Consider the following 19,611-nt stretch of genomic DNA (forward strand, 5'->3'; position numbering starts at 1 on the left):
TCGACGACTTCGTCGATGACACAGATCTCGTCGCCCGCATCAAGGCCAAATCACCGCGGTAGCAACCGGCCGGTTACAATGGTTCTGCAGTCCAGAGCAGTGATCCATGTCCGGATGCGTCAGCAAGAATGCATCGATAAACAGACGTCCGTCGCTGTCACGGTCAAGCGCTTTGCGAAGCTGTGCTCCAACATCAGGCACATCCTCATCTTTGTCATCAGCAGAGGCACTAATATTTATGTCTACGAGAATATAACGGCCACTCTGTGTTTTGATTAGGCTCATGTCACCATTGGCGACTTTGAAATGCGAAGTTTCGACGCTCATCAGTACTGCTCCTTAGCTTGGAAAACCTGAGTGACGCGCCTCCCACCGAATCGAACAAGTTTACGCTTTGTTCTTAACATAGTTGATCGAGGATAGCCTTTCAACAACATGTTGTGTCCCGCAATAGGCATCGCCAAAATTCCATTAATGACTATGGTCTGCTTTAAAAACCTGCGCCGCTGCGTTGATGGGATGCGCAGATGTCCACTTCGTTTCGCGCCATCACCGCTTGCCAAGGCGTCCCAACCTTGAAAGCTGTGCCAGCATCCGGGCTCCTGTGCCGGTCCCGTCGCCGGGAGCAGCAGCGGTTGGCCCTCCCGCAGTATTGGGTCGGCTTGGCAACGCTTGCACACCAAAGAATTGTCGCGCCCGCAGAGCTGCGTATTCCGCGCCAGTCGCACCTCCGATGGCGTACCGGTTGTAGACTTGTTGGCTGCCTGCGAGTCCTCGGGCAAAGGCATAGCTTCCCCCGAATCCGGCCGAGAGTGCTGGCATCATGATGTTTCCAGAAATCGCCCGAACCAGGAATGGCGTTGCTATGATGAATCCCTTTGCCATCAGCACCATCATGAAGAACGGAATGAGCGCACCGATGTTGGAGGCGCCTTCCGGGTCGCCCAGCTTAGCAAGAAGCGCACGCGAGACACCCGTGATGGTCGCGAACACGCCGGCAACGACGATCGGGTATATCGCGAAGGAAATCAGTGCCGAAAGCCAGCGTGCAAAATAATCCTTGGTCACCTCGAACAGGGTCAAGAAGATCATCACTGGCGCAATGCCAATTAGCAGAGCGATCATGAGCCGGGACGCCACAACAATAAATGCCGCCAACCCGCCAAGAATCGAGAGCAGCAGAACCCCAAGTGTGTCAAGCAAGGCACCCGCCATCCAGTTCAGCTCAGATCCCGCAGCATTCAGATAATCCCCTAGCGCTGCAATCAGTTCGTCAAATTCCTCTGCAAAGGTACCGGACGGACCAGGTGATCCGCCGCCGACAGAAGCCACAAGGGCGCCGGCAATGCTGTCAATTCCGTTCAGTATTGCTGAGGCAAGCGCATTGAACTGGACCCAGTTGGCCGCGAAGACCCCTATAAGTCCGACCTTCACGGCCAGCCAAAAGGCAGTTCGGCCGTCCATGGCGCGATACTGGTAGATCATGTTGATGAAGACCAGAATGACAACTAGTGTTGTTCCCAGAACCAGCAACGTGCCGACCGTTGCGGCGACCGCGCCGAATTGCGTCTCGGCAGCGGTATTGAGATAGCCTTCAGCGGTTTCCACGAAATAGGTGACGACACTCATGGAGACCTACCAGTTTCCGGTGGCTTCGCAGATAGGCATGGCTTCGCGTCGAAGCTCATTTGCTTGGCGTCGGTATGCGGAAGTCGCTTCCACGATGTCCCAGTATTCAGATGCGGCGAAATGCTCGATGTATACGCGTTCGGCTGCTGCCCAAGATGGATACCGCGTGGGACAGTCGCAGTTTTGCGATTCTACGACGCGCTCCATGCTTTGAGCCCGATATATCTGTTGGATTAAAAGGCGCTTATAGGATTCGCGCACATTGATGTTCTGCATCCACTTCGGCTCAGGTGGCTGGTCTGGGCAAACATTTGGGTGGTTGTCGAGCGTCGGGATCAGGTTCCGCTCGGCTACGCCAGCAGTTGTGCCAAAGATCAAGAGCAGGCCAGCGACTGCGATAGCCCGTGTCATTCCGATGCCGCCTTCATTGTACCAGTCTCACGCTTCAAGAAAGTGGTGTAGCCGTAGTCGCCGGCTTCGGCGGTGATAACCTCCCACCCTTCCGCGCCGCGCTCATTCAAAGCACGTCGCACCTCGTCGTAGTCCTTTTGCTTCTTCACCGGAAAGGACAGGATATCGTATTCAAAGGTTTTCATTGGGAAGCTCCGATCTCATTGGTGCCGGGGAGGTAGAATTCGGTGATGCCGCGTTTGCCATCATGGCGACCGGCCTGGATGATTACGTCGATGGAGTTCTCGATGTACTGGATCATGTCGGCATAGGTCATCGGGATCTCGGTCTTGAGTGCGGCGATGGCCAGACGCTGCACGGCAAGTTGCGGGGTTTCTGCGTGCAGCGTGGTCATTGAGCCGCCATGGCCAGTGTTGATCGCCTCGAGGAAGGTCATGGCTTCCTTGCCGCGCACCTCGCCCAGGATGATCCGGTCGGGGCGCATGCGCAACGTTGCGGTGAGCAGCACATCGGCGGTCTGGAACTCCGCATCGCGATTGGCGATGAGGGTCACGGCATTGGGCTGGGTCGGCAGAAGCTCGGCGGCTTCCTCGATGGTGACGATGCGTTCCTCGGATGGCACGTGCGAGAGGATCTTGCGTGCAGCCACGGTCTTGCCGGTGGAGGTGCCGCCAGAGACGATCATGTTAAGCTTGTTGTCGACGCAAAAGGCCAGCGCATCGTCGATCACGCCCGCGGCCACCACTTCGCGCAGTTCGTGGGTTTTCTCGAGGCGGAGTTCTTCAAGCTTGCGTTCCTTGCCAAAAAGGAAATCAAGCGCAATCCCGTCAAGCGGCAGGCTTGAGAAGAACCGAAGGCTGATCGACATGGCCGAGAGCACGGCAGGCGGGGTGATGACCTGTGCGCGGATCGGGCGCCCCTTGTAGGTGATCGAGACCGAGACGATCGGGCGGTCCTTGCTCATCGTTGTGTTGGCGGAAGAGGCGATCTGGTTGCCGAGGTCCTTCACTTCTGTTGCGGTCAACGCCTGGTCCAGCCTCCGCATGAAGTGATCGCCCTGGAATTCGCCCCAGCAGGTGCCATCAGGGTTGATGCAGATCTCGATGACATCGTCGCGAGCGGCGGCGTCGATCCGGTCGAGCGAGGTTTCGAGATAGCTCAGCGACATGGGCTCAGAATATCTCCAGATCGCGGTCGACCATGACCGTGACGCGGGCGCCCTGGTCGACATAGATGACGGGGCCGATGGAGAGGTAATCGCCTATGACGCTGTCCGTGGCATCTGCCAGATCATCGCCAACGTCTTCGAGAGCGTCGGCGGCAGTCTCATCCTGGACTTCGGAGGCGGCAGCACTGGGTGCTGCTGAGATCAGCGAGATCAGGGCGGCCGACCCGAAACGCTCGGCGAAGCGTGTGTCCACGAAACCGGTGACGCCAGAACGGCCCAGTTCATCACCTCCGAAGGAGCTGATCTGGACGGTCTGGCCCGCGGGCAGGATGATCCGGTCCCAGGCGATGGTGACCCGGCGCTGCGCGATATCGACGCCAGCGCGGTAGCGCCCGATGAGACGGGATCCGCGGGGGATCAAGAGGCGCGCGCCATCGACGCTGTAGACATCCTCGGACACCACGGCACGGGTCTGGCCGGGCAGGGAGCTGTCAAGGGCAGTTTCCATGACGGCCTGGATCATGGTGCCCTGTAGAATCGTGTTGGAGGGATTGGCGATCACCTCGGCCTGCGTCACGGTAGAGGGCAGCGCCCCGTTCAGCACGAAATCCGTCACCTCGCCAAAAGTGCGTTCGGTCAGAGCTGTTTCATTCGCTCCGGAGGCACCGCCAAAAGCGATGGTCGGCGAGGCGATGCGCCGCTCCTGGAAGGCGCGTTCCTCCGCGGCGCGGCGTTCAAGTTCCGCGAGCCGTCTTGCTTCTTCCTCGCGCCGGAGCCGCTCTTCTTCCCGCGCGCGTAACTCGTCCTCGGTGGGCCCGATGGGTGCCGGAAGGGGCCGGTTGGCCTCAAGCTGCGCGAGCTCAAGGTCCATGCGGAGTTGCTCCAGTTCGCGGTCGCGCGCCGTGAGCTCATCGCGAAACTGCTGTTGCGCGGTTTCCGACGCGGCTTGCAGGGCCGCGATCTGCGCGGTCAGCGCGTCAATCGCATCTGCGGCAGCGGTGTCTTCCTCGACAACTGGTTCAGGGGCGTTGCGCAACTCCTCGATCTGGGCCTGCGGCGCGGTGATCTGCGCCAGAAGCTCCGCGTTGGGCTCGACTGGATCCGGTCCGACAAACACAACCTCGGGCTCGGGCGGGGGCAAGGTCTCGATGGCGCCAAAGCCGTCCCCCTCGTTTTGGAAGACATCCGGGGTGGCCGTCGGCAAGGCTTCCTCTTCGTCGGGCTGTGAGAGAAGATAAAGCAGGGCACCACCCGCGCCGATGACGAGGACCACGATCAGCGCGAGAAGGGGCGACCGGCGCTGCGCCGCCGTGGGGGCGCGGGCACTGCCTTTCTCAAGGGCGGCGAGGCGTTTTTCCAGCTCGGTGTTCTCGGTATCGCTCATGAGGCGGCCTCCGCGGGCGGGATCGCCTCGATGCAGACCACCTCTTCGCCAAGTCGCAGGACCCATTGGCGGTTTACGCCGCTGACGCGGATCACACCGTCCTCAGGGGTTTGCGTGTTGACCGTGCGTTCACGGCCGCCCGCGTAGCGGAAGATCGCTGGCACAGGTGCGTTTCTTGGAAAGGCGAAATACGTGAACGTCCCGTCATCCCAGATGCGGGTTGGCGTGAACTCGGTCCGCGCGCTGGCGCCGTAATTGTAGTTCGGCGCTTGGGCGGCGATGGCCCGGATCGGGCGCGCAGCGTCGTCAGGGTAGCGGAACTGCACAACGTAGAAGGTCGGGCTGCGGACCTCCTCGACGTTGAAATAGTAGCTTCGCCTGTTCGTGTAGACCGTCACATTGGTATGGACACCGCGCGCGACGGGCTTGATTGCAAAGGCCTGACCACCGGGGACGCCATCGATCTCGAAGCCTTCCGTGTCGCCCGCGATGATCGAGCGGATGCTTTCGCCGATCCCGAACTCGATGGTGGTCACATGGGTGAGCGACACGCTGAGACGGTAGACCTGACCCTCCTGGTAGGTGGCCAAGCGCACCCGGCTGTCGTTGGGACCGCCACGCGGGATGGCTTCGGCAGAGGCGAGGCCGGGCAACAGGGCCATGACAAAAATAAGCGATCTTATAAACAACAACGTCAGTTCTCCAATCTGTCGGAGCGGATGGAATATTCGAGGACGGTGAAGCCGAATGGATTGGTCCAGACCTCGTCGATGGAGCGGCGGGTCTCCGGGCGGAACTCGAAGAGAAGCGTCGCAGTGAAGAGGCCGGTTTGGGTGCCGTTGATGGAGGTCAGACGCTTGCGCAGGCGCACCGTGGCGCGGTTGGTGCCGATCCGGTTGATGCTGAGGATTTCCACGTCGAGTCGGGCATTGGGGCCATAGACGGTCGGCGGATAGTTTTCATTTGCGCTGTTCCAGATCTGGCGCAGCCCGCTCTCGGCAGCCCCGTCAGAGCGGCGCAGGACGCTGCGGATGCGCAGGTCGTTGTCGAGCTGGTTATAGACCTCGCGGTCGGTCACATAGCGGAACACTTCCGCCTCGATGATCGCCTGGTTGGCGGTCACCGAGGAAGCGCCCACCGAGGCTTCGGGGAGTGCAAAGCCGGTGGCGGGATCATAGGGGACAACGACGGGGGGCGGATCGACATCGAGGATCGAGACAGCTGCCGCGCTCAGACAGCCGATGATGCCGAAGACAAGGCCTATCAGGCCAAGACGCTGCCAGAGCCGTTCACGGCGCAGGGCACCGTAGACCAGCTCTTCCTCGATGATTTCTTGTTCAGTCGCCACCATTCATGCCCCCGCTCGGCGTTTCGAAATGAGTTGAAGCGGTTCTTCGCTGCCTCTCGCTGCGCTCGAACGCGAAAACCGATATTTGTTTTTGGGGATCAATTTCGAAACGTCTTAGTCTGCCCGGAGGTCCGGCAAGGTGAAATCCATGAAGCGCTGCTCTTCCGCGATGGTGGCGGCATCGATCACGCCGCCGGTGCCGTCGCCCACGGTCTGCACCGCTTCGAGTTGCCACATGGCGACCAGCGCAATGGCGAGCTCCGCGGTCACGCGCGTGTTGAGATCGATGCTTTCCTTGAGTTCGTCCATGTCGTCGATGAGCCCGACAAGGCGGTCTACCCGCTCGAGCGATTGGCCGGCGTCCTCATAGCTGTTCTGGGCCGCCGCCGAGACGAGCGCACCGGTGGTGGCCTGCGTCGCCACGCGGTTGGCGCCGGGATTGCCGCTCGCGGCCATTTCCGAGAGGGTGTCCTCGTCAAAGCCGAGGTCGGCCAGCACCCGGTCCATCTGGGTTTCGATCTCGCCCGCGCCTGAACCGGACAGGCCGGAGAAATCCCCAGTCTTGATCGCCTCAATCGTGGCGAGGATGTCCCCGAACTCCTGGTCGAGTAGGCCATTGAGTTCGTCTTCCATCTCGGTGCGGATGATTTCTGGAAGCTCGGCAAGGCGGGTGAGGGCCTCGTAGGTGCGCTGCAGCTCGGCAAGTTGATCCGTGAGTGTGGCAAGCTGTTCGCGGAGCTGCGTCAGCTGCTCGTTTTGCAGAATCTCGTCCTCGATCATCTGCCGGAGCTGCTGGATGTTTTGCGCGATGTTCTGGGTATCGACGACGGGCACGCCTTGTGCTGCGACAGGGGGTAGGGCGCTGAACTGCAAGCCAATGCCAAGCGTTGTGACCAAAGCTGTCCTCAAGAGCAGATGTCCCATCATTCAATCTCCCTGATCGTAAAGTCCATGAACGCGCCCTCTGCCATGCGGGCGCTGGCCTGGGCCAGCTCCTCGGCAGAGAGGACTCGGGTGCGTGCAGCCTGAAGCCGGATGCGTGCAGCGACGAGGCGCACGAGTTCGGCGCGGGCATAGGTGTTGAGCGCGACGCTCTCCTGCACGTCCTCGGTTTCGGAAATCCGCTCGACGATGTCCGCAATACGCAAGGCGGCCTGCCTAATCGCCGCTGGGGAATTGTTGCCATAGAAGGCCGCGCCATGACCCGTGAGCGAGAGGTTGGCATTGGCCAGAAGCGCGGGGTCGATCGTGCCAAGCGCTTCGATCCCGCCGATACGGGTCAAATAGAGGTTATAGCGTTCGGGGATCACCTGGACGTAGTGCTGGGTCTCGCGGAAGGGCGGCACGCCGCCATACTCGAAAACCCGGCCGGGTCCGGCGTTATAGGCCGCGAGCGCGTTGATGATATTGCCATCGAATGTGTTGAGCTGGGTCGCGAGATAGCGCGCGCCGCCATGTACCTGCAGGTAAGGGCTGTCATAGTATTCCGGGTTGATGCCCAGATCGCTGGCGGTGCCCGGCATGATCTGGGTGAGACCATAGGCGCCGACGGGAGACCGTGCACCGATCGTAAACCGGCTTTCCTGCCAGATCAGCGCTTGCAGCAGCGCGCGCCATTGGACGGGGGAGAGCCCTGCGCGGCCAACACCCGCAAAGCCGCTGGTTTCCTGGGCGACGCGGATGATGAGCTGCTCGATGTTCTCGGCGGCGTCGCCGAACATCTGCGCACCGCCGGGATTGGGGTCGATCTCGCCCGTGCCATAGACGGCTTCCACGGCGCGGTCGGGATCGCCGCTGCCGCTTTCCAGCCCCGAGACCATAGCCGGCAAGCCCTGACCGCCGAAGCTGGTCTGGGCATCGAGGATGCGTTGCAGGGTTTCCAGCTGCTCCCGTTCGATCTCGGCGATGAGTTCGCGCACGGAAAGCTTGTCGGCCTGGATCGCGAGGTCTGCCTCGCGATCGCCAGTCTCGACGATATCACGCGCGGTCAGCCCACTGTCATTGGTCGGCACGCCCTGAGACAAGGCGAGACCTGGCAGCAGGCAAAGCGCTAGGATATGAGGCAGGCTAGACTTCAATGTCCCCCTCCGGGGTGCCAAGGGGCGTGAAGTCACAATCAGGCGCGACGGGTGCTGTGGACGCAAGGAACGTGAAGCAATTGGCCTGCGGCTCCCGATACTGGGTGCAGGAGGCCAGCGCGCCGAGCGCAGCCAAAGCGATAAGAATACGGATCATGAAAGCCTCCAAAAATCTGGGCGGTCGCGGTAATCGGCGCCGACGAGCGCCTCGCCTTTCTCCATGCCGCCGAGGATGGTGAGATTGGGCCCGAGAGCACTGAGATCGGCATCGACCACGATCGAGCCCTGATCGTCGCGGATCAGTGCCAAACGGCTGTTGCTGCCCGTGTTGAGAAGGACGTCGAGCTCCTTCTCCGTGAGGTTCAGCATGGCGTAGTCCGCAGGCTGCGCGCGGATATTGGGCAGCAGGATCTGCGTCGGAACGGCTTCGACGATGGTCTTGCCGGTCCGGGTGCGCTCAAGCTGGCTGGCATATTGCGTCATCATCACCGCGACGGTGTTCTGCTTGCGCGCAGTCACGAGCCAGTTCGACAGCCGTTCGGCGAAATATGCGTTGTCGAGCGCCTTCCAGGCCTCGTCGATCACGATGATGGTGGGGCGGCGGTCCTCGATCTCGCGCTCGACCCGGCGGAAAAGATAGGAGAGAACAGCCATCCGCTCCTTGTCGGCCTCGCTGTCGAGAATGCCGGTCAGATCGAAGCCCACCACATCGCCTTTGAGCGAGAACGTGTCCTCGAGGCTCTGCCCGAAGATCCAGCCGTAGCGGCCGTCTTCGGTCCACTCGAGCAGGCGCTGGTGCAGATCGCCGCCATCATCTGTGGACACAAAAAGCGATGCGAAATCCCGCCAGTTCCGCAGGGCCGGATTGGAGGCCTGGGCATTCTGGCGCACGACTTCCTGGATGCGGTTGGTCTGCGCCGGGGTCAGGGGTTTGTCGGCGCGGTAGAGCAGCGTTGTGAGCCAGTCCGAGAGCCAGGCGGTGCCACGACTATCGGTTTCAGTCCAAAGGGGATTGAGACCCGTGGGCTGACCGGCGTTCAGGGATGCGTAGCGCCCGCCATTTGCGCGGACGGCCATTTCCATGCCGAGGCGGTAGTCGAAAACGAAGATCCGCGCGCCTGCGCGGCGGGCCTGGGTCATCAGGAAGGCCGAGAGTACCGACTTGCCCGACCCCGGCCGCCCCATGATCAGGGTATGCCCGCTGGTCGGTTCTTTGTCCGGGCTGCCTTGCTCGTGATAGGAAAACCGGTAGGCGCTCTGCTCCGGCGTGGGCAAATAAGTGACGACCCGGCCCCATGGGGTTTTCGCGGCGGGTTTGCCGAGCTGTGTCCGGTGAAAGGCCGCAAAATCCGCGAAGTTGCGATTGGTGACGGCGCTGGCACGCACGCGCTTGGGCTGGTTGCCGGGATGCTGGCTGAGGTAATGGGCCTTTGCGGCGACCCGCTCACCGATCATCTTCACGCCTTCGGTCGCGGCGGCGTTCACGATTTCGGCGCTGAGCGTCTGCAGCTCATCCAGCGTTTCGCAGAAGAGCGTCACGACCATATGGTGTTCGCCGAAGCTTTGGCGCTTGGCCTCGAGATCATCGGCGGCGATATCGAGGGCTTCTAGGAGCGAGAGGGCCGCGTCCTGGCTGGCCTGCATCTGGCGCTTTTGCCGTTTGATGCGGCCCGCCATGAGGTTCGAATTGATCGGGGTGAAGGAATGCGTGACGATCATGTCGACCGGCAGGTTCAGCATGTCGAACATGGTGCAGGAGGTGCCTTCCGAGTATTCTCCGATGGTGAAGCTCTTGCCGTAGCGGTGGCCCACGACGCCCTCGGAAAGCTCGAAATGGTCGCCGTGAAACGTCACGCGGGTATTGGCGACGTTGACGGACAAAAAGCCGTAGGTGTTCGCTGGGTAGAGCGGCAGCTCTGTTCCGGTGTTGAGCGCGCCCAAAAATCCCACCAACTCTCCCGATCCGGCTGACAGCAGGCGCGGCTTGAGCTCGGTAAGCCCCGAGAGGAAGACGTTCACGGCCTCACCGAGGCGCTGCAGGCGTTTGCGGGTCTCTTCTCTCAGGCGGTCCGGCGCGCTGCGGCCGAGGTGCGGTAGGAGGCTTTTCGGAGGCGGGCGGTGAATGACGGTGAGCGTCAGTGTTTTGTCGCGGAGCCCGCTGGTCTCAAGTTTCGCGCGCCAGCGCCGGTCAACCTCGCCTGCGAAGCTGTCCTCACAGATCGGGTCGAAATCAGGTTTGATGGCCTTGGAGACCTTGTGGACGTAATAGCTGAATTCCGGCCCGAGCTGCGCGACGATGCGGGCAAAAAGCGCCGTCACCTTGTCGAGATAGGCATCGTCCGTCGTGTAGCTGTTGATTCCCTCGAGCCGGATGCAGCGGAAGAGTTCGTTCACCCGGGTCCGCACGGTCTGGTCGTCGACGAGGCTCACATAGGGCAGCATATGCGCAAGCCGGGTCTCGCGCGCATACCAGTCTGGGGTCATTGTGCGGGCATCGAGCGCAGCATCACGGGCGTCATCACGGGGCATAGCTGTCCCCGCCATGGATGCTGCGGTTTCGCGTGGGTGGCGTCTCCTGCAGCGCCGTCATCATTACGTCGATGAAACGCGGGTCCCAATCGGCGGCCTTCCACAGCACCGGATAGAGCAGGGCGGCGACACCCAGCACCGCGATGTGCTGGATCCAGACGAACAAGAGCACCGAACCGAAGAGCCAGACCATCGCGTACATGATGGGCAGGCCCAGAAGCTTCGGCGGGCGCACGAGCCCAAGAAAGAGAGGCGCGCGCTCAGCCACCGGCAAAAACCGCGGCAACGATGGTGGGGGCGGCGGCAACACCAGCGATGCCCACGAGGACCCAGAGCGCCTGGCGCAGGTCGATGATGTTGAAGAACCAGCTGAGAAAGACCCCGAGAACGGCCAGCGTCGCGATGACAACGCCAAGTGGGCCGGTCAGCGCATCGACGATGCCCTGTAACAGGCTCTGGATCGGGGAGAGATCGATGCTCTGTGCAAGGGCGGGTTCGGCAATCAGCAGGAATAGCGCCAGCGAGGCGACAAAGAGGTTTGAAATCTGTTTCATGAATTTGATCCTTCCAATCGGGCCACGACGGCCATGACGCGGGCCACGTGGTTCTGGGTTTCTCGGTAGGGGGGGACGCCGCCATACTGGCGGACCGCATCGGGTCCGGCGTTGTAGGCAGCCAGCGCCAGACGCGGATCGCCGAACGTCTCCAGCATCATCGCGAGGTAGCGGGCGGAGCCGTCGAGGTTCTGCAATGGTTGACGCGGGTCGACGCCGAGATCACGCGCAGTGGCGGGCATCAGCTGGCCAAGGCCAATGGCACCTGCACTTGAAATCGCATCCTGCCGGTAGGCGCTCTCAACCTCAATATTGGCTCGATAGAGAGCCAGCCAATCCGTCACGGAAAGCCCCGCGCGACGCAGGCCGGGATGGCCGGCATAGCGCAAGGCCGTGATCTGAATCCCGGAGAGGACATCGGCGCGGGGCAGGGGAGTCGGGCGGGCAAGGGCCTCGACTTGGACGCCCTCTTGCTCGGCCTCTACCTCGCCGAAGATCGCGATCCCATCGGAGGCCGAACCCTGACCGATGCCGTCATTGTAGTTTCGAGCAAAGCTGCTTTGGGAGCGGGACGGGATCAGGGAGCCGTCGCTCTCCATGACCAGCACCATTTGCGCGGAGGCTGGCGCGGCGACCAGCCAGAGGCAGACGAGGTTAGTTGTCAGCGCCCTTGGCTGATGGGGCTTTGTCTGACGGCGCAAGTTTGTGCGTACGGCTTGTCCCCGCCTCAAGCGGCAGGTCGACATGCGCAAAGCCAAGGCCAATGAAGAAAGACACCACGCCGGAGATCGTCTTGAACTCGCGGATCTTGATATCGTTGTAGGTCGTCCGCGTGCGGGCGGTGACGAGGAGCTTTTCCACGCCATCATCAGAGACAACGCGCATGATCCAGACCCCGTAATAGCTGGGGCCTTTCTTGTGTGCCGACTCCTGGCACAGGATTTCTGCGCTATAGCCGCTTTCCACGAGCTCGCGGAACCTGGCTTCCGTAACCACATTTGGTGCTTCGATGTCCCAGTTCATGGCCCGGCTCACGCTTTCTCCAATGGCGCGACCCCAGGCATTCCTACTTGAAGCCCAGAGTTACGATAGTATATTATCAACCGCAAGATGTAATATCGTGCTTTAGCTGTAGTTTGGTTACGCAAACACTAGTCACGGCCAGTGTCCGCGATCAAGGAGATAACAGGTTTGAGAAACCCAAGGTTGACAGGCCTGCTCCCATTGCAAGCTATGGCCCTTCTGATCTGCGTTCCCGGGCCGGTTTTGGCGGAATCCTGCTTCGCCCCGGCCCGTCCTTTCCTGCCAAGCGATTCGCAGGCGGCGCGGGACTATGCGGATATCATCCGTGGCGATTTCGAAGACTACATCCAGGATATCCAGAGCTACTTCCGTTGCCTCGACAGCGAACGCGCCCGCGCGTTCGAGGAAGCGCGCGAAGTCAGCGAGGACTATGGCCGATTTCTGCAATTGGCAGGGGATTGATGGGCAGCTTCGGGAGCATCAGACTTGCAGCCCATGGAAACCAGACGCCGATAACACCCTCAAATATCTACTTTTTAGATAACGGATTTCATCCGCTAGCGACGTCACAAAAGGTATGTGACGCGTGGCAAAGACAATCAGAACAAATGGTCAGTTGGCGCTCGTCCGTGCGTTGGTTGATGCACGTCAGAATGCGGGTCTCAGCCAGCAGCAGTTGGCGGCGAAGCTCAAACGCCACCAGTCGTTTGTGGCACGTCTCGAAAGCGGCGAGCGTCGTATCGACGTCGTGGAGTTTACAGTTCTGGCGAGGGTTATTGGCTTTGATAAAGATGAAGTCCTGTCGATTGTCGAAGCCGCCACGGAGCCCGACCACAGGATTTGAAGCCAATGAATTGTTGAGAACGCGGGAACCCATTTTCCCGGTCTGATGATCATTCCCTCCTCGAGGACCAGTTAGCCAACATCAAAGAAGCCCGGCGCGCGGTCGTAGTGAACGCTCTGCAACCCCACGCCGCAATTCGCAGCGCCGCAGTGCAGGAAGTCAGTAAACAGTGAACGAAGATAAGGGTGAGGGCGTCGCGATCGCCACTCTGATCGGGACCGATGGGTGCAGTGTTGTTGGTTGGGTTTATCGCTGGAGGACAGGCTCACATGCGGTGATGTGGGACGTCCAGGGGCCCCGGCCGGTATCGGAAACCCGGCCGGATATAAGTGACGAACAGAAGCAAGAAATCGACTTCGATGCGCTGACGAGGATCGGAAGAAGCGACGACGGGTGAACAGAGCGAACCCGCGGTGTTTGCCTAAACGCCAAACAGCATGTGGACCGCGAAGCGTATGCGGTGAGGTCTTGCAAGCCAAAGAAGCCGTCTTCCATGACAAATCTACGTGGCGGCAGGTCAGTAGTTCACCTGCTCGAACCCGTAGTTGCCGTCATAGTCACGCCAATCGACGAAGACGGATCGGTGATAAATGCCAGGGCAATGCTCGCCCCAACGTTCAAGTCCCACATGGGCCTCGGGCAGGGCAGTTATCGAAGATCGCTGCCATGAGAAGTCGCCTTGGGTCCCGTAGGTGCCGAGGACCACGGTCGCGCTTCGGTTACAATCCCCATCGCGCCCGGACTCGTGCTGTCGTGCATACCGTACATCGAAGACGCGGATGGACCGCACGAAATTGAACGCTGGACCGCTGATATCGATGTCCGCGCGGTCCTGAACGAGCCGCAGGGCGAGGTCGGTGGGAACGAGATTATCTACTGGCAAGGATTGAAGCGGTCGACGGGTGTCGGTTCGGTACAAGGCTTCAAAGATGCGGCCAGCGTTGTTTTGTAACCGATCGTTCTCGTAGGAGGCGCCCATGGGACAGCGCCAGATTTGCAGCGGTGGTTCGACCGGCCAGGGCGTGATCCGCCGGATAAATTCGGCGCGGGCTCGGGCGCAAGGGACGGAAGCAGGCCAGCCGCCAGACAGGCACAAGAGGATCGCGCAATCGATCGGGTATGTCTGCGCGCGGGCGGGTATTGGCAGCGAAGAACTTGTCACGGTCAAAGCGACTGCGACCGAGGGGAGGAGCTTCTTGAGTAAATGGCGCATGCTGTGGAGCCTCCGGGATGGGAGTTCAGCATACATACAATAATATACTATCGCAACGCTAAGTATAAAGTCGCATAATGAAGTTTATGTTAACCAACTGGCGCCCTGAGCCGCTAAAACATTACGATTTGATAATGCCCCGGCAAGGGCAGTGCCACTGTACCAAAGTTACTCCTTTGCGAAAGGAGCGACCATGTTCAGAACATTCGGATTGCTCTTGGGTCTCGCAACTGCTGTAGCTCTTTTGTTTATGGTTTCGAACAGATGCTGTCTTCTGCGAAGGCATCTGATTGAAAGCTACTCTACCTTTCACTTGCCCAGGCGATTGCCGCCTTCATTTCCGCCGGGTCGAACCGACGGAGTTCTGCCGTGGTCAGCACGTCGGCGAACCTGGTTCCCCACTCCAACAAAGCCCCTTCGCCCACCACAGCGACGCGGCGGAAGTCATTCCTATGGGCTGTGTCGATTTTCAGATCTTCGAGCAGAGCGGACGGCCCATCGTAGCCTTCGAACCTCGTGAGATCGAGAACCAGGCCGGGCTTACTTGTCTCTTGCAGGCGCTCATGAAGCAGGGCGTGCATCCGTTTCAGGTCGCTTTCGCTGAGCTTGCCCTCGCAGGCGAGGCCAATCGTGTCGTCATGAGCTGTCAGTGTCTCGGTGAACATGGTTTTCCTCCTCTTTTTCCGGTTTGCCGTGACCGTAAAGGTCAGCGTTTTCGTGTGCGCGGTCTTCGTGCTCAAATTCCAGACTCGAATGACCGATGCTGAAATCGTCCTTCAGCCGGTCCTTGATCGCGGCCTTGATCTTTTCGATTTGACCCCAGCCGTCCGCTGTCAGCACGACGTGGCAGTCCAGAGCCGCCTCGTGCTCCTGCATCTGCCACAGATGCACGTGATGAACGTCCGCGACACCATCCACACCCCGCATCGCCTGAACGACGGTTTCATTATCGATGTCCGGTGGACTGCCGAGCATCAGCGTCCGAATCGGACCGCCGATCTCGGTAAATGCGAGGTAGAGGATGTAGAGAGCGATGCCGATGGTGATCGCCGGGTCGACCCACCGCATGTTGTAGAGGAGGATGAGCGAGCCGCCGATGATGACCGCCACGGAGGCCAAAGCGTCCGATAGGTTGTGCAGGAAGAGCGCACGGATGTTCACGCTGCCTTTCTGCATCGAATAGGTGAGCAGCGCCGTCAACGTGTCGACGACCAGTGCCACACCGCCCAGGATCACCACCGTCCAGCCCTGTACCTCTGGTGGGTCGATCATGCGCATGCCACCCTCGTAGATCAGGTAGAAGCCGATCAGGATAAGTGTCGTGTAGTTGATGAGCGCTGCGACGATTTCTACCCGCCCATAGCCGAAGGTCATGCGCTTGTCCGCCGGGCGGCGAGCGATCTTACGCGCGAAGAAGGCGATCACCAGCGACGCCATGTCCGAGAAATTGTGGAGGGCATCCGCGATCAGCGCGAGGCTGCCGGAAAGGATCCCGCCGACGATCTGCGCGACCGTCAGGAGGCCGTTGGCCCAGATGGCGATGGAGACGCGACGATCACCGGATTGAGGATCGATGTGGGCGTGGCCGTGATCATGCGGCACGGTTCGTCTCCTCATGGCGGTGGTTCGGCCGATCGAATCCGGGGACCGGCGGCAAGATTCCGCGGCGGATGCGGCGAACCCTGGCATTCATCCAGTGACGGATGACGTGGCGATAGAGCAAGTCGCGCACAAATCCGAAGTTCTGGCGGTGCTTTGAGTAAAAATCGTCGGGTGCGTTGAAGGTTCCAAGATCGCGAACAATACCGGTTTTCTGGATGTAGGTATCATTGCCGGACCAAGTGACAGGCGGGGCGCTCAGACACTCCGTTCCAACCCCGTAGCCGCACAGACTATCCGTCTCGCGGAATTTCTGCTGCAGCGTCTGCAGGAAAGGCGCGTCCAGGATGAAGCCTTCAAGATTGACCCATCCGTCGCCCAAGTCCACCTCTACCCAGGAGTGGAGGATTTCGGACGGCGCGAGGGGATAGACGAGTTCCGGAACGACGCCTCTCTGAAGCGCCTTGTGGATTGTGAACCCGTGCAGTCGGCAGCGAACTCCCACGCCACGCAGCAGGGCCATGAGGAGCGTGCCCTTGGTGTTGCACTGCCCGTGGCCATCTGCGAGGACCTCGGACGCCGGAATGTCGTCGGCGCGGTTGTAGCCGAAGGTAATCTCGTTCCTGACGAAATCGTAGATGGCCCCAATTCGGTCGTCGCTGGGAAGGTCTGCCCAGCCGCGCTCCTCGATCAGTTTTGCAATTGAGGTCGCGTCAAAATCAAGCAGCCGGGTTTTGGCCAAATGAGGGTCGGCGGGGTTCACGGGATATCTCCTCGAATCGTTCACGAGAATATGTAGTTGCTACAGTCACTGTAGCTTCAAGCCCCGATTTCAGGCCGAGTCCTTGGTTACCTGATCGTCATTGTGCACCGCCTTGTGGTGTTCACCATGCGCGTCTCTCAGGATTCCGACGCCACCCCAGGCCGCGATGCCGGCGACAATCACGCCCACGACAAGGTCCGGCCAATTCGTTCCGAGCCAGGCTACGAGCCCGCCTGCGACGACGATTCCGAGATTGGCCGCGAAGTCGTTCCAGCTGAACGTATTCGCCGCTCGGATGTTTACGTCTGGATCGCGAAGCCGTGCCAGCAGCCAGACGCAAAGTGCGTTGATGGCCGCCGCTACCAGCGCCATGACAATCATGATCGTGCCAAGAGGATCCGATCCGCCGACGTAGCGGCGCCACGCGTCATACAGGATTCCAAGGGCGAAGAGGATCAGCAGGCCGCCCGAAACGTTCGCCGCTCCGCGCTTCCACTTGGCGGAGCGGGACAGCGCGAAGAGGCTGATCGCGTAGACGAAACTGTCCGACAGATTGTCGAGGCCATTGGCGATAAGCGCGCTTGACTCGCCGAATGCGCCCGAGGCGAAGAAAGCGACTGCCAGCCCGATGTTGAGACCCAGCACGATCCAGAGTGTGCGTCTTTCCGTTGCGTTTCTCTGCTCCGCCATGCCGGGTATCCAAATTAGTGAATTGCCAATGAGTAACTAACACCGGGCTTTTTGCGTTCCGATCAAAGGTCGTCGAAATTGCTCAGGCGCCGATCTCTTCATGGTCGGTCAGGCATTCGGAATGGTCGCGCAGTACCTCGAGCACACGGCAATCAGAAGTCTGTCCGCCGCTGCACTCATGCACCATCCGCTTCAATTCCGTCCGCAGCGCCTCGAGCCGCGCCAATCGTTGCTCGACCTGTTTGAGTTGCCGACGGGCGATTGCATCCGCCTCTGCACAGGACTTTCCCGGATGATCGCTGAGATCGAGGAGCTCACGGATCGCGTCCAACGAGAAGCCCAGTTGCCGAGCGTGCCGGACGAATGACAAGCGGTCGAGTTCGGCGTCGCCATAGCGTCGTTGGCCCCCCTCGGTCCTGCCGGGCTCAGGCATAAGTCCGATCTGCTCGTAATACCGGATGGTCTGCACTTTTGTTCCGGTCTTCTTCGCCAGAGTCCCAATCGTCAGCATTTCCGCTCCCCACATTACCTACAGTGGGTGTAGCTTTATGCGGTGCGCATCACAAGCTTCACCTGAGTTTCACAGATAGGTGATTGTTGGCCGATCGGTGACAATCACGCTTGAACCTACAGTAGCTAGAGGATGTAAACGCACACAAAATATAGAATCAAGTTCGGGCGGAGCGGCGTGAGGCTTTCAGGTCTTCAGAAGGTATTGTGGGTGTTGGCGGGCGCGGCGGCGTTCGTTTTCATCTGGCTGTTGCTATGGTCCGACTACCGTGCCGACCTTGCCCGAGCCGAGAATGAACCACCGTTTCTTGCTGATTTCGAACTGACCGATCATCGCGGCATTGTCCAAACGGACGAAGATTTCGCAGGGCGCTGGATGCTGGTCTTCTTTGGCTTCACCAATTGCCCTGACGTCTGTCCGACAACACTGTCCGAAGTCGCGGCCGTGATGGAGGGCCTGGGCGATGAGGCGGCAGTGGTTCAGCCGATTTTCATAACGATCGACCCCGAGCGAGATACGCCGACGGCTTTAGCGGAGTACGTGCCCATGTTCGACGCAGGGATCATCGGGCTTACCGGTACACCGGAGCAGATCGCCGCGACATCCGAAACTTTTCCGATATTCTATGAACGGATCGAGCAGGCGACTGCGCCGGGCGGATACACGATGGGTCACACGTCGCATCTTTTCCTTTTCGACACGCAAGCAGGCTTCGCGGACTCCTGGCCCTACGGCACGCCCGCCGAAGAGATCCTCGCCGATCTGAGAGAGAGGATCTGATCGTCATGACCCGACTTTCCGGAGAGACGGCCCTCGGGCTGGCCTGGATCATCGCGCTCACCGCGTCGCTTGCAGTGCTCTTCATCGGCGAGGTTCTGGGGCAGACACCTTGCGTGCTTTGCTGGTTTCAGCGTGCCTTCATGTTTCCCTTGGCCATCGTCCTCGGGCTCGGGCTGTGGTGGCAGGATCGGCGCGTGGGTCGCTACGGGATCGCGCTGGCAATCGGGGGCGCCGCCATAGCGCTCTGGCACCTCGGCCTCTATGTCGAGCTGATCCCCGAACGCATCCAGCCCTGCACGGCGACAGGCCCATCCTGTACTGACGACAATCAACTGGTCTTCGGCATTCCGATTCCTCTGATGGCGCTCGTCGCCTTCGTGGTGATCGGGCTGCTGTCGGCTCTCTCACTGAAGGAAGCACAAGAATGAAACGACGCGGCCTCATCCTGTCCGTTCTCGCGCTCGGGGTCGCCGGTTTCGGCGGGGCCGCCTGGTATGCCACCCGCCCCGACCCGATTGCCGCGTCCGATCCCATCGACCCTGAAATGGCCAACGCGCTGATCCGACCCTATTCCCCGATCCTCGGGCCCGAGGATGCGCCCGTAACCATCGTTGAATTCTTCGACCCGGCCTGCGAGGCATGCCGCGCTTTCTATCCGGTCGTCGAGGATATCATGGCGGAGCACGGAGACGCGGTGCGCGTTGTAATCCGCTATACGCCTTTTCACGGCGAGGCGTCGGTAGAAGCGATCCGTGTGCTCGAGGCGGCGCGCATGCAGGACGTGTTTGAACCTGTGCTCGAGGCAGTCTTGCGAGAGCAGCCCAGATGGGCGTCTCACGGGACCCCGGCACCCGGATTGATCCTTGAGATTGCAGCAAGCGGAGGTCTGGATGTCGAAGCTGCCCGGACACAGATGCTGGCCCCCGGTGTTGTGGCGGTGCTCAACCAGGACCGCGCCGATGTCGAGACAGTCGGGGTCCGCCAAACGCCCACGTTCTTCGTGAACGGCAAGCCTCTCGATCCGTTCGGTGAGGCCGAATTGCGGAGGCTGGTGGCAGTGGAAGTTGCGGCAAGCCAAAGCTGATTT

The 19,611-nt window shown here is 60.5% G+C and carries 27 protein-coding genes; 5 read left to right on the forward strand and 22 right to left on the reverse strand.

Features of this window, described 5'->3' with window-relative positions:
- Nucleotides 1–39: 39 nt before the first annotated feature.
- The 16 genes from MF270_RS24715 to MF270_RS24790 form a co-directional block, all read right to left on the reverse strand.
- Nucleotides 40–327 (reverse strand): ComEC/Rec2 family competence protein, encoded by a 288-nt coding sequence (locus MF270_RS24715; protein ID WP_238368384.1) that lies wholly within the window; start codon nucleotides 325–327, stop codon nucleotides 40–42.
- A gap of 222 nt (nucleotides 328–549) precedes the next feature.
- Complete coding sequence (locus MF270_RS24720) at nucleotides 550–1,629, reverse strand: TrbL/VirB6 family protein (RefSeq protein ID WP_093412172.1); 1,080 nt, start codon at nucleotides 1,627–1,629, stop codon at nucleotides 550–552.
- Nucleotides 1,630–1,635: 6 nt separating this feature from the next.
- On the reverse strand, nucleotides 1,636–2,040 hold the full coding sequence (locus MF270_RS24725; protein WP_082386782.1) for a hypothetical protein: 405 nt from the start codon (nucleotides 2,038–2,040) through the stop codon (nucleotides 1,636–1,638).
- Entirely contained in the window at nucleotides 2,037–2,225 is a 189-nt protein-coding gene (locus tag MF270_RS24730) for a hypothetical protein (protein WP_054540613.1), read from the reverse strand. The genes MF270_RS24725 and MF270_RS24730 overlap by 4 nt, the downstream gene beginning before the upstream one ends.
- The gene (locus MF270_RS24735; RefSeq protein ID WP_043755074.1) at nucleotides 2,222–3,208 is read right to left on the reverse strand and encodes an ATPase, T2SS/T4P/T4SS family; all 987 of its coding nucleotides are present in this window, start codon (nucleotides 3,206–3,208) and stop codon (nucleotides 2,222–2,224) included. Before MF270_RS24735 ends, MF270_RS24730 begins: the two co-directional genes overlap by 4 nt.
- A gap of 4 nt (nucleotides 3,209–3,212) precedes the next feature.
- Nucleotides 3,213–4,592: a TraB/TrbI/VirB10 family type IV secretion system protein gene (locus MF270_RS24740; protein WP_238368385.1), complete on the reverse strand. Its 1,380-nt coding sequence runs from the start codon at nucleotides 4,590–4,592 to the stop codon at nucleotides 3,213–3,215.
- Nucleotides 4,589–5,254 carry a TrbG/VirB9 family P-type conjugative transfer protein gene (locus tag MF270_RS24745; protein ID WP_238368386.1) on the reverse strand — a complete coding sequence of 222 codons (666 nt, stop codon included), beginning with the start codon at nucleotides 5,252–5,254 and terminating at the stop codon, nucleotides 4,589–4,591. The genes MF270_RS24740 and MF270_RS24745 overlap by 4 nt, the downstream gene beginning before the upstream one ends.
- A gap of 32 nt (nucleotides 5,255–5,286) precedes the next feature.
- Nucleotides 5,287–5,943 carry a VirB8 family type IV secretion system protein gene (locus MF270_RS24750; RefSeq protein ID WP_009503797.1) on the reverse strand — a complete coding sequence of 219 codons (657 nt, stop codon included), beginning with the start codon at nucleotides 5,941–5,943 and terminating at the stop codon, nucleotides 5,287–5,289.
- Between the two features lie 111 nt (nucleotides 5,944–6,054).
- Nucleotides 6,055–6,864 (reverse strand): type IV secretion system protein, encoded by an 810-nt coding sequence (locus tag MF270_RS24755; RefSeq protein WP_076695233.1) that lies wholly within the window; start codon nucleotides 6,862–6,864, stop codon nucleotides 6,055–6,057.
- A complete protein-coding gene (locus MF270_RS24760) occupies nucleotides 6,864–7,952 on the reverse strand; it encodes a lytic transglycosylase domain-containing protein (protein WP_076695144.1) in 1,089 nt (362 codons plus the stop codon). The genes MF270_RS24755 and MF270_RS24760 overlap by 1 nt, the downstream gene beginning before the upstream one ends.
- Before the next feature lie 55 nt (nucleotides 7,953–8,007).
- On the reverse strand, nucleotides 8,008–8,175 hold the full coding sequence (locus tag MF270_RS24765; protein ID WP_170846621.1) for a hypothetical protein: 168 nt from the start codon (nucleotides 8,173–8,175) through the stop codon (nucleotides 8,008–8,010).
- Nucleotides 8,172–10,547 (reverse strand): VirB4 family type IV secretion/conjugal transfer ATPase, encoded by a 2,376-nt coding sequence (locus MF270_RS24770; protein WP_076695146.1) that lies wholly within the window; start codon nucleotides 10,545–10,547, stop codon nucleotides 8,172–8,174. Before MF270_RS24770 ends, MF270_RS24765 begins: the two co-directional genes overlap by 4 nt.
- Nucleotides 10,537–10,815, reverse strand: coding sequence for a VirB3 family type IV secretion system protein (locus tag MF270_RS24775; RefSeq protein WP_303571167.1), 279 nt, complete (start codon nucleotides 10,813–10,815; stop codon nucleotides 10,537–10,539). The genes MF270_RS24770 and MF270_RS24775 overlap by 11 nt, the downstream gene beginning before the upstream one ends.
- Nucleotides 10,808–11,101, reverse strand: a complete 294-nt coding sequence (locus tag MF270_RS24780) for a TrbC/VirB2 family protein (RefSeq protein WP_009503803.1) — start codon at nucleotides 11,099–11,101, stop codon at nucleotides 10,808–10,810. Before MF270_RS24780 ends, MF270_RS24775 begins: the two co-directional genes overlap by 8 nt.
- Entirely contained in the window at nucleotides 11,098–11,712 is a 615-nt protein-coding gene (locus MF270_RS24785; protein ID WP_076695148.1) for a lytic transglycosylase domain-containing protein, read from the reverse strand. Before MF270_RS24785 ends, MF270_RS24780 begins: the two co-directional genes overlap by 4 nt.
- Before the next feature lie 43 nt (nucleotides 11,713–11,755).
- Nucleotides 11,756–12,124 (reverse strand): hypothetical protein, encoded by a 369-nt coding sequence (locus MF270_RS24790; RefSeq protein WP_058123676.1) that lies wholly within the window; start codon nucleotides 12,122–12,124, stop codon nucleotides 11,756–11,758.
- 210 nt (nucleotides 12,125–12,334) lie between these two features.
- Here MF270_RS24790 and MF270_RS24795 point away from each other — a divergent pair, with 210 nt between their 5' ends.
- Both MF270_RS24795 and MF270_RS24800 read left to right on the forward strand, forming a co-directional pair.
- Entirely contained in the window at nucleotides 12,335–12,586 is a 252-nt protein-coding gene (locus MF270_RS24795; RefSeq protein WP_076695150.1) for a hypothetical protein, read from the forward strand.
- Between the two features lie 124 nt (nucleotides 12,587–12,710).
- Complete coding sequence (locus MF270_RS24800; protein WP_028284972.1) at nucleotides 12,711–12,968, forward strand: helix-turn-helix domain-containing protein; 258 nt, start codon at nucleotides 12,711–12,713, stop codon at nucleotides 12,966–12,968.
- A 517-nt stretch (nucleotides 12,969–13,485) separates the two neighbouring features.
- Here the strand turns inward: MF270_RS24800 and MF270_RS24805 are convergent.
- The 6 genes from MF270_RS24805 to MF270_RS24830 all read right to left on the reverse strand — a co-directional run bounded on the left by MF270_RS24805 (nucleotide 13,486) and on the right by MF270_RS24830 (nucleotide 17,744).
- The gene (locus tag MF270_RS24805) at nucleotides 13,486–14,181 is read right to left on the reverse strand and encodes a hypothetical protein (protein ID WP_238368388.1); all 696 of its coding nucleotides are present in this window, start codon (nucleotides 14,179–14,181) and stop codon (nucleotides 13,486–13,488) included.
- 302 nt (nucleotides 14,182–14,483) lie between these two features.
- Nucleotides 14,484–14,846, reverse strand: a complete 363-nt coding sequence (locus tag MF270_RS24810) for a SpoIIAA family protein (RefSeq protein WP_005645232.1) — start codon at nucleotides 14,844–14,846, stop codon at nucleotides 14,484–14,486.
- A complete protein-coding gene (locus MF270_RS24815; protein WP_007803480.1) occupies nucleotides 14,818–15,783 on the reverse strand; it encodes a cation diffusion facilitator family transporter in 966 nt (321 codons plus the stop codon). The genes MF270_RS24810 and MF270_RS24815 overlap by 29 nt, the downstream gene beginning before the upstream one ends.
- Nucleotides 15,773–16,543 (reverse strand): transglutaminase-like domain-containing protein, encoded by a 771-nt coding sequence (locus tag MF270_RS24820; RefSeq protein ID WP_005645237.1) that lies wholly within the window; start codon nucleotides 16,541–16,543, stop codon nucleotides 15,773–15,775. Before MF270_RS24820 ends, MF270_RS24815 begins: the two co-directional genes overlap by 11 nt.
- A 69-nt stretch (nucleotides 16,544–16,612) precedes the next feature.
- Nucleotides 16,613–17,233, reverse strand: coding sequence for a cation efflux transmembrane domain-containing protein (locus tag MF270_RS24825; RefSeq protein ID WP_008327361.1), 621 nt, complete (start codon nucleotides 17,231–17,233; stop codon nucleotides 16,613–16,615).
- Nucleotides 17,234–17,315: 82 nt separating this feature from the next.
- Complete coding sequence (locus tag MF270_RS24830; protein WP_007803476.1) at nucleotides 17,316–17,744, reverse strand: MerR family transcriptional regulator; 429 nt, start codon at nucleotides 17,742–17,744, stop codon at nucleotides 17,316–17,318.
- 213 nt (nucleotides 17,745–17,957) lie between these two features.
- Between MF270_RS24830 and MF270_RS24835 the strand changes: the two genes are divergently transcribed.
- The 3 genes from MF270_RS24835 to MF270_RS24845 are packed head-to-tail and all read left to right on the forward strand — an operon-like array spanning nucleotide 17,958 to nucleotide 19,608.
- The gene (locus MF270_RS24835; RefSeq protein ID WP_040643209.1) at nucleotides 17,958–18,524 is read left to right on the forward strand and encodes an SCO family protein; all 567 of its coding nucleotides are present in this window, start codon (nucleotides 17,958–17,960) and stop codon (nucleotides 18,522–18,524) included.
- A 5-nt stretch (nucleotides 18,525–18,529) separates the two neighbouring features.
- Nucleotides 18,530–18,952 (forward strand): disulfide bond formation protein B, encoded by a 423-nt coding sequence (locus MF270_RS24840; protein ID WP_046002647.1) that lies wholly within the window; start codon nucleotides 18,530–18,532, stop codon nucleotides 18,950–18,952.
- Nucleotides 18,949–19,608: a DsbA family protein gene (locus MF270_RS24845; RefSeq protein ID WP_050532586.1), complete on the forward strand. Its 660-nt coding sequence runs from the start codon at nucleotides 18,949–18,951 to the stop codon at nucleotides 19,606–19,608. The genes MF270_RS24840 and MF270_RS24845 overlap by 4 nt, the downstream gene beginning before the upstream one ends.
- Nucleotides 19,609–19,611: the final 3 nt, after the last annotated feature.

The organism is Mesobacterium pallidum (assembly GCF_019966535.1).
Lineage (GTDB): Bacteria > Pseudomonadota > Alphaproteobacteria > Rhodobacterales > Rhodobacteraceae > Mesobacterium > Mesobacterium pallidum.

What these genes read in the sequence shown, in the direction of transcription:
- MF270_RS24845 (WP_050532586.1), top strand. Translation starts at nt 18,949, where the DNA reads ATGAAACGACGCGGCCTCATCCTGTCCGTTCTCGCGCTCGGGGTCGCC.
- MF270_RS24750 (WP_009503797.1), bottom strand. Translation starts at nt 5,943, where the DNA reads ATGGTGGCGACTGAACAAGAAATCATCGAGGAAGAGCTGGTCTACGGT.
- MF270_RS24715 (WP_238368384.1), bottom strand. Translation starts at nt 327, where the DNA reads ATGAGCGTCGAAACTTCGCATTTCAAAGTCGCCAATGGTGACATGAGC.
- MF270_RS24830 (WP_007803476.1), bottom strand. Translation starts at nt 17,744, where the DNA reads ATGCTGACGATTGGGACTCTGGCGAAGAAGACCGGAACAAAAGTGCAG.
- MF270_RS24720 (WP_093412172.1), bottom strand. Translation starts at nt 1,629, where the DNA reads ATGAGTGTCGTCACCTATTTCGTGGAAACCGCTGAAGGCTATCTCAAT.
- MF270_RS24730 (WP_054540613.1), bottom strand. Translation starts at nt 2,225, where the DNA reads ATGAAAACCTTTGAATACGATATCCTGTCCTTTCCGGTGAAGAAGCAA.
- MF270_RS24755 (WP_076695233.1), bottom strand. Translation starts at nt 6,864, where the DNA reads ATGGGACATCTGCTCTTGAGGACAGCTTTGGTCACAACGCTTGGCATT.
- MF270_RS24735 (WP_043755074.1), bottom strand. Translation starts at nt 3,208, where the DNA reads ATGTCGCTGAGCTATCTCGAAACCTCGCTCGACCGGATCGACGCCGCC.
- MF270_RS24805 (WP_238368388.1), bottom strand. Translation starts at nt 14,181, where the DNA reads ATGCGCCATTTACTCAAGAAGCTCCTCCCCTCGGTCGCAGTCGCTTTG.
- MF270_RS24780 (WP_009503803.1), bottom strand. Translation starts at nt 11,101, where the DNA reads ATGAAACAGATTTCAAACCTCTTTGTCGCCTCGCTGGCGCTATTCCTG.
- MF270_RS24810 (WP_005645232.1), bottom strand. Translation starts at nt 14,846, where the DNA reads ATGTTCACCGAGACACTGACAGCTCATGACGACACGATTGGCCTCGCC.
- MF270_RS24825 (WP_008327361.1), bottom strand. Translation starts at nt 17,233, where the DNA reads ATGGCGGAGCAGAGAAACGCAACGGAAAGACGCACACTCTGGATCGTG.
- MF270_RS24790 (WP_058123676.1), bottom strand. Translation starts at nt 12,124, where the DNA reads ATGAACTGGGACATCGAAGCACCAAATGTGGTTACGGAAGCCAGGTTC.
- MF270_RS24740 (WP_238368385.1), bottom strand. Translation starts at nt 4,592, where the DNA reads ATGAGCGATACCGAGAACACCGAGCTGGAAAAACGCCTCGCCGCCCTT.
- MF270_RS24785 (WP_076695148.1), bottom strand. Translation starts at nt 11,712, where the DNA reads ATGGTGCTGGTCATGGAGAGCGACGGCTCCCTGATCCCGTCCCGCTCC.
- MF270_RS24745 (WP_238368386.1), bottom strand. Translation starts at nt 5,254, where the DNA reads ATGGCCCTGTTGCCCGGCCTCGCCTCTGCCGAAGCCATCCCGCGTGGC.
- MF270_RS24770 (WP_076695146.1), bottom strand. Translation starts at nt 10,547, where the DNA reads ATGCCCCGTGATGACGCCCGTGATGCTGCGCTCGATGCCCGCACAATG.
- MF270_RS24725 (WP_082386782.1), bottom strand. Translation starts at nt 2,040, where the DNA reads ATGACACGGGCTATCGCAGTCGCTGGCCTGCTCTTGATCTTTGGCACA.
- MF270_RS24795 (WP_076695150.1), top strand. Translation starts at nt 12,335, where the DNA reads ATGGCCCTTCTGATCTGCGTTCCCGGGCCGGTTTTGGCGGAATCCTGC.
- MF270_RS24765 (WP_170846621.1), bottom strand. Translation starts at nt 8,175, where the DNA reads ATGATCCGTATTCTTATCGCTTTGGCTGCGCTCGGCGCGCTGGCCTCC.
- MF270_RS24840 (WP_046002647.1), top strand. Translation starts at nt 18,530, where the DNA reads ATGACCCGACTTTCCGGAGAGACGGCCCTCGGGCTGGCCTGGATCATC.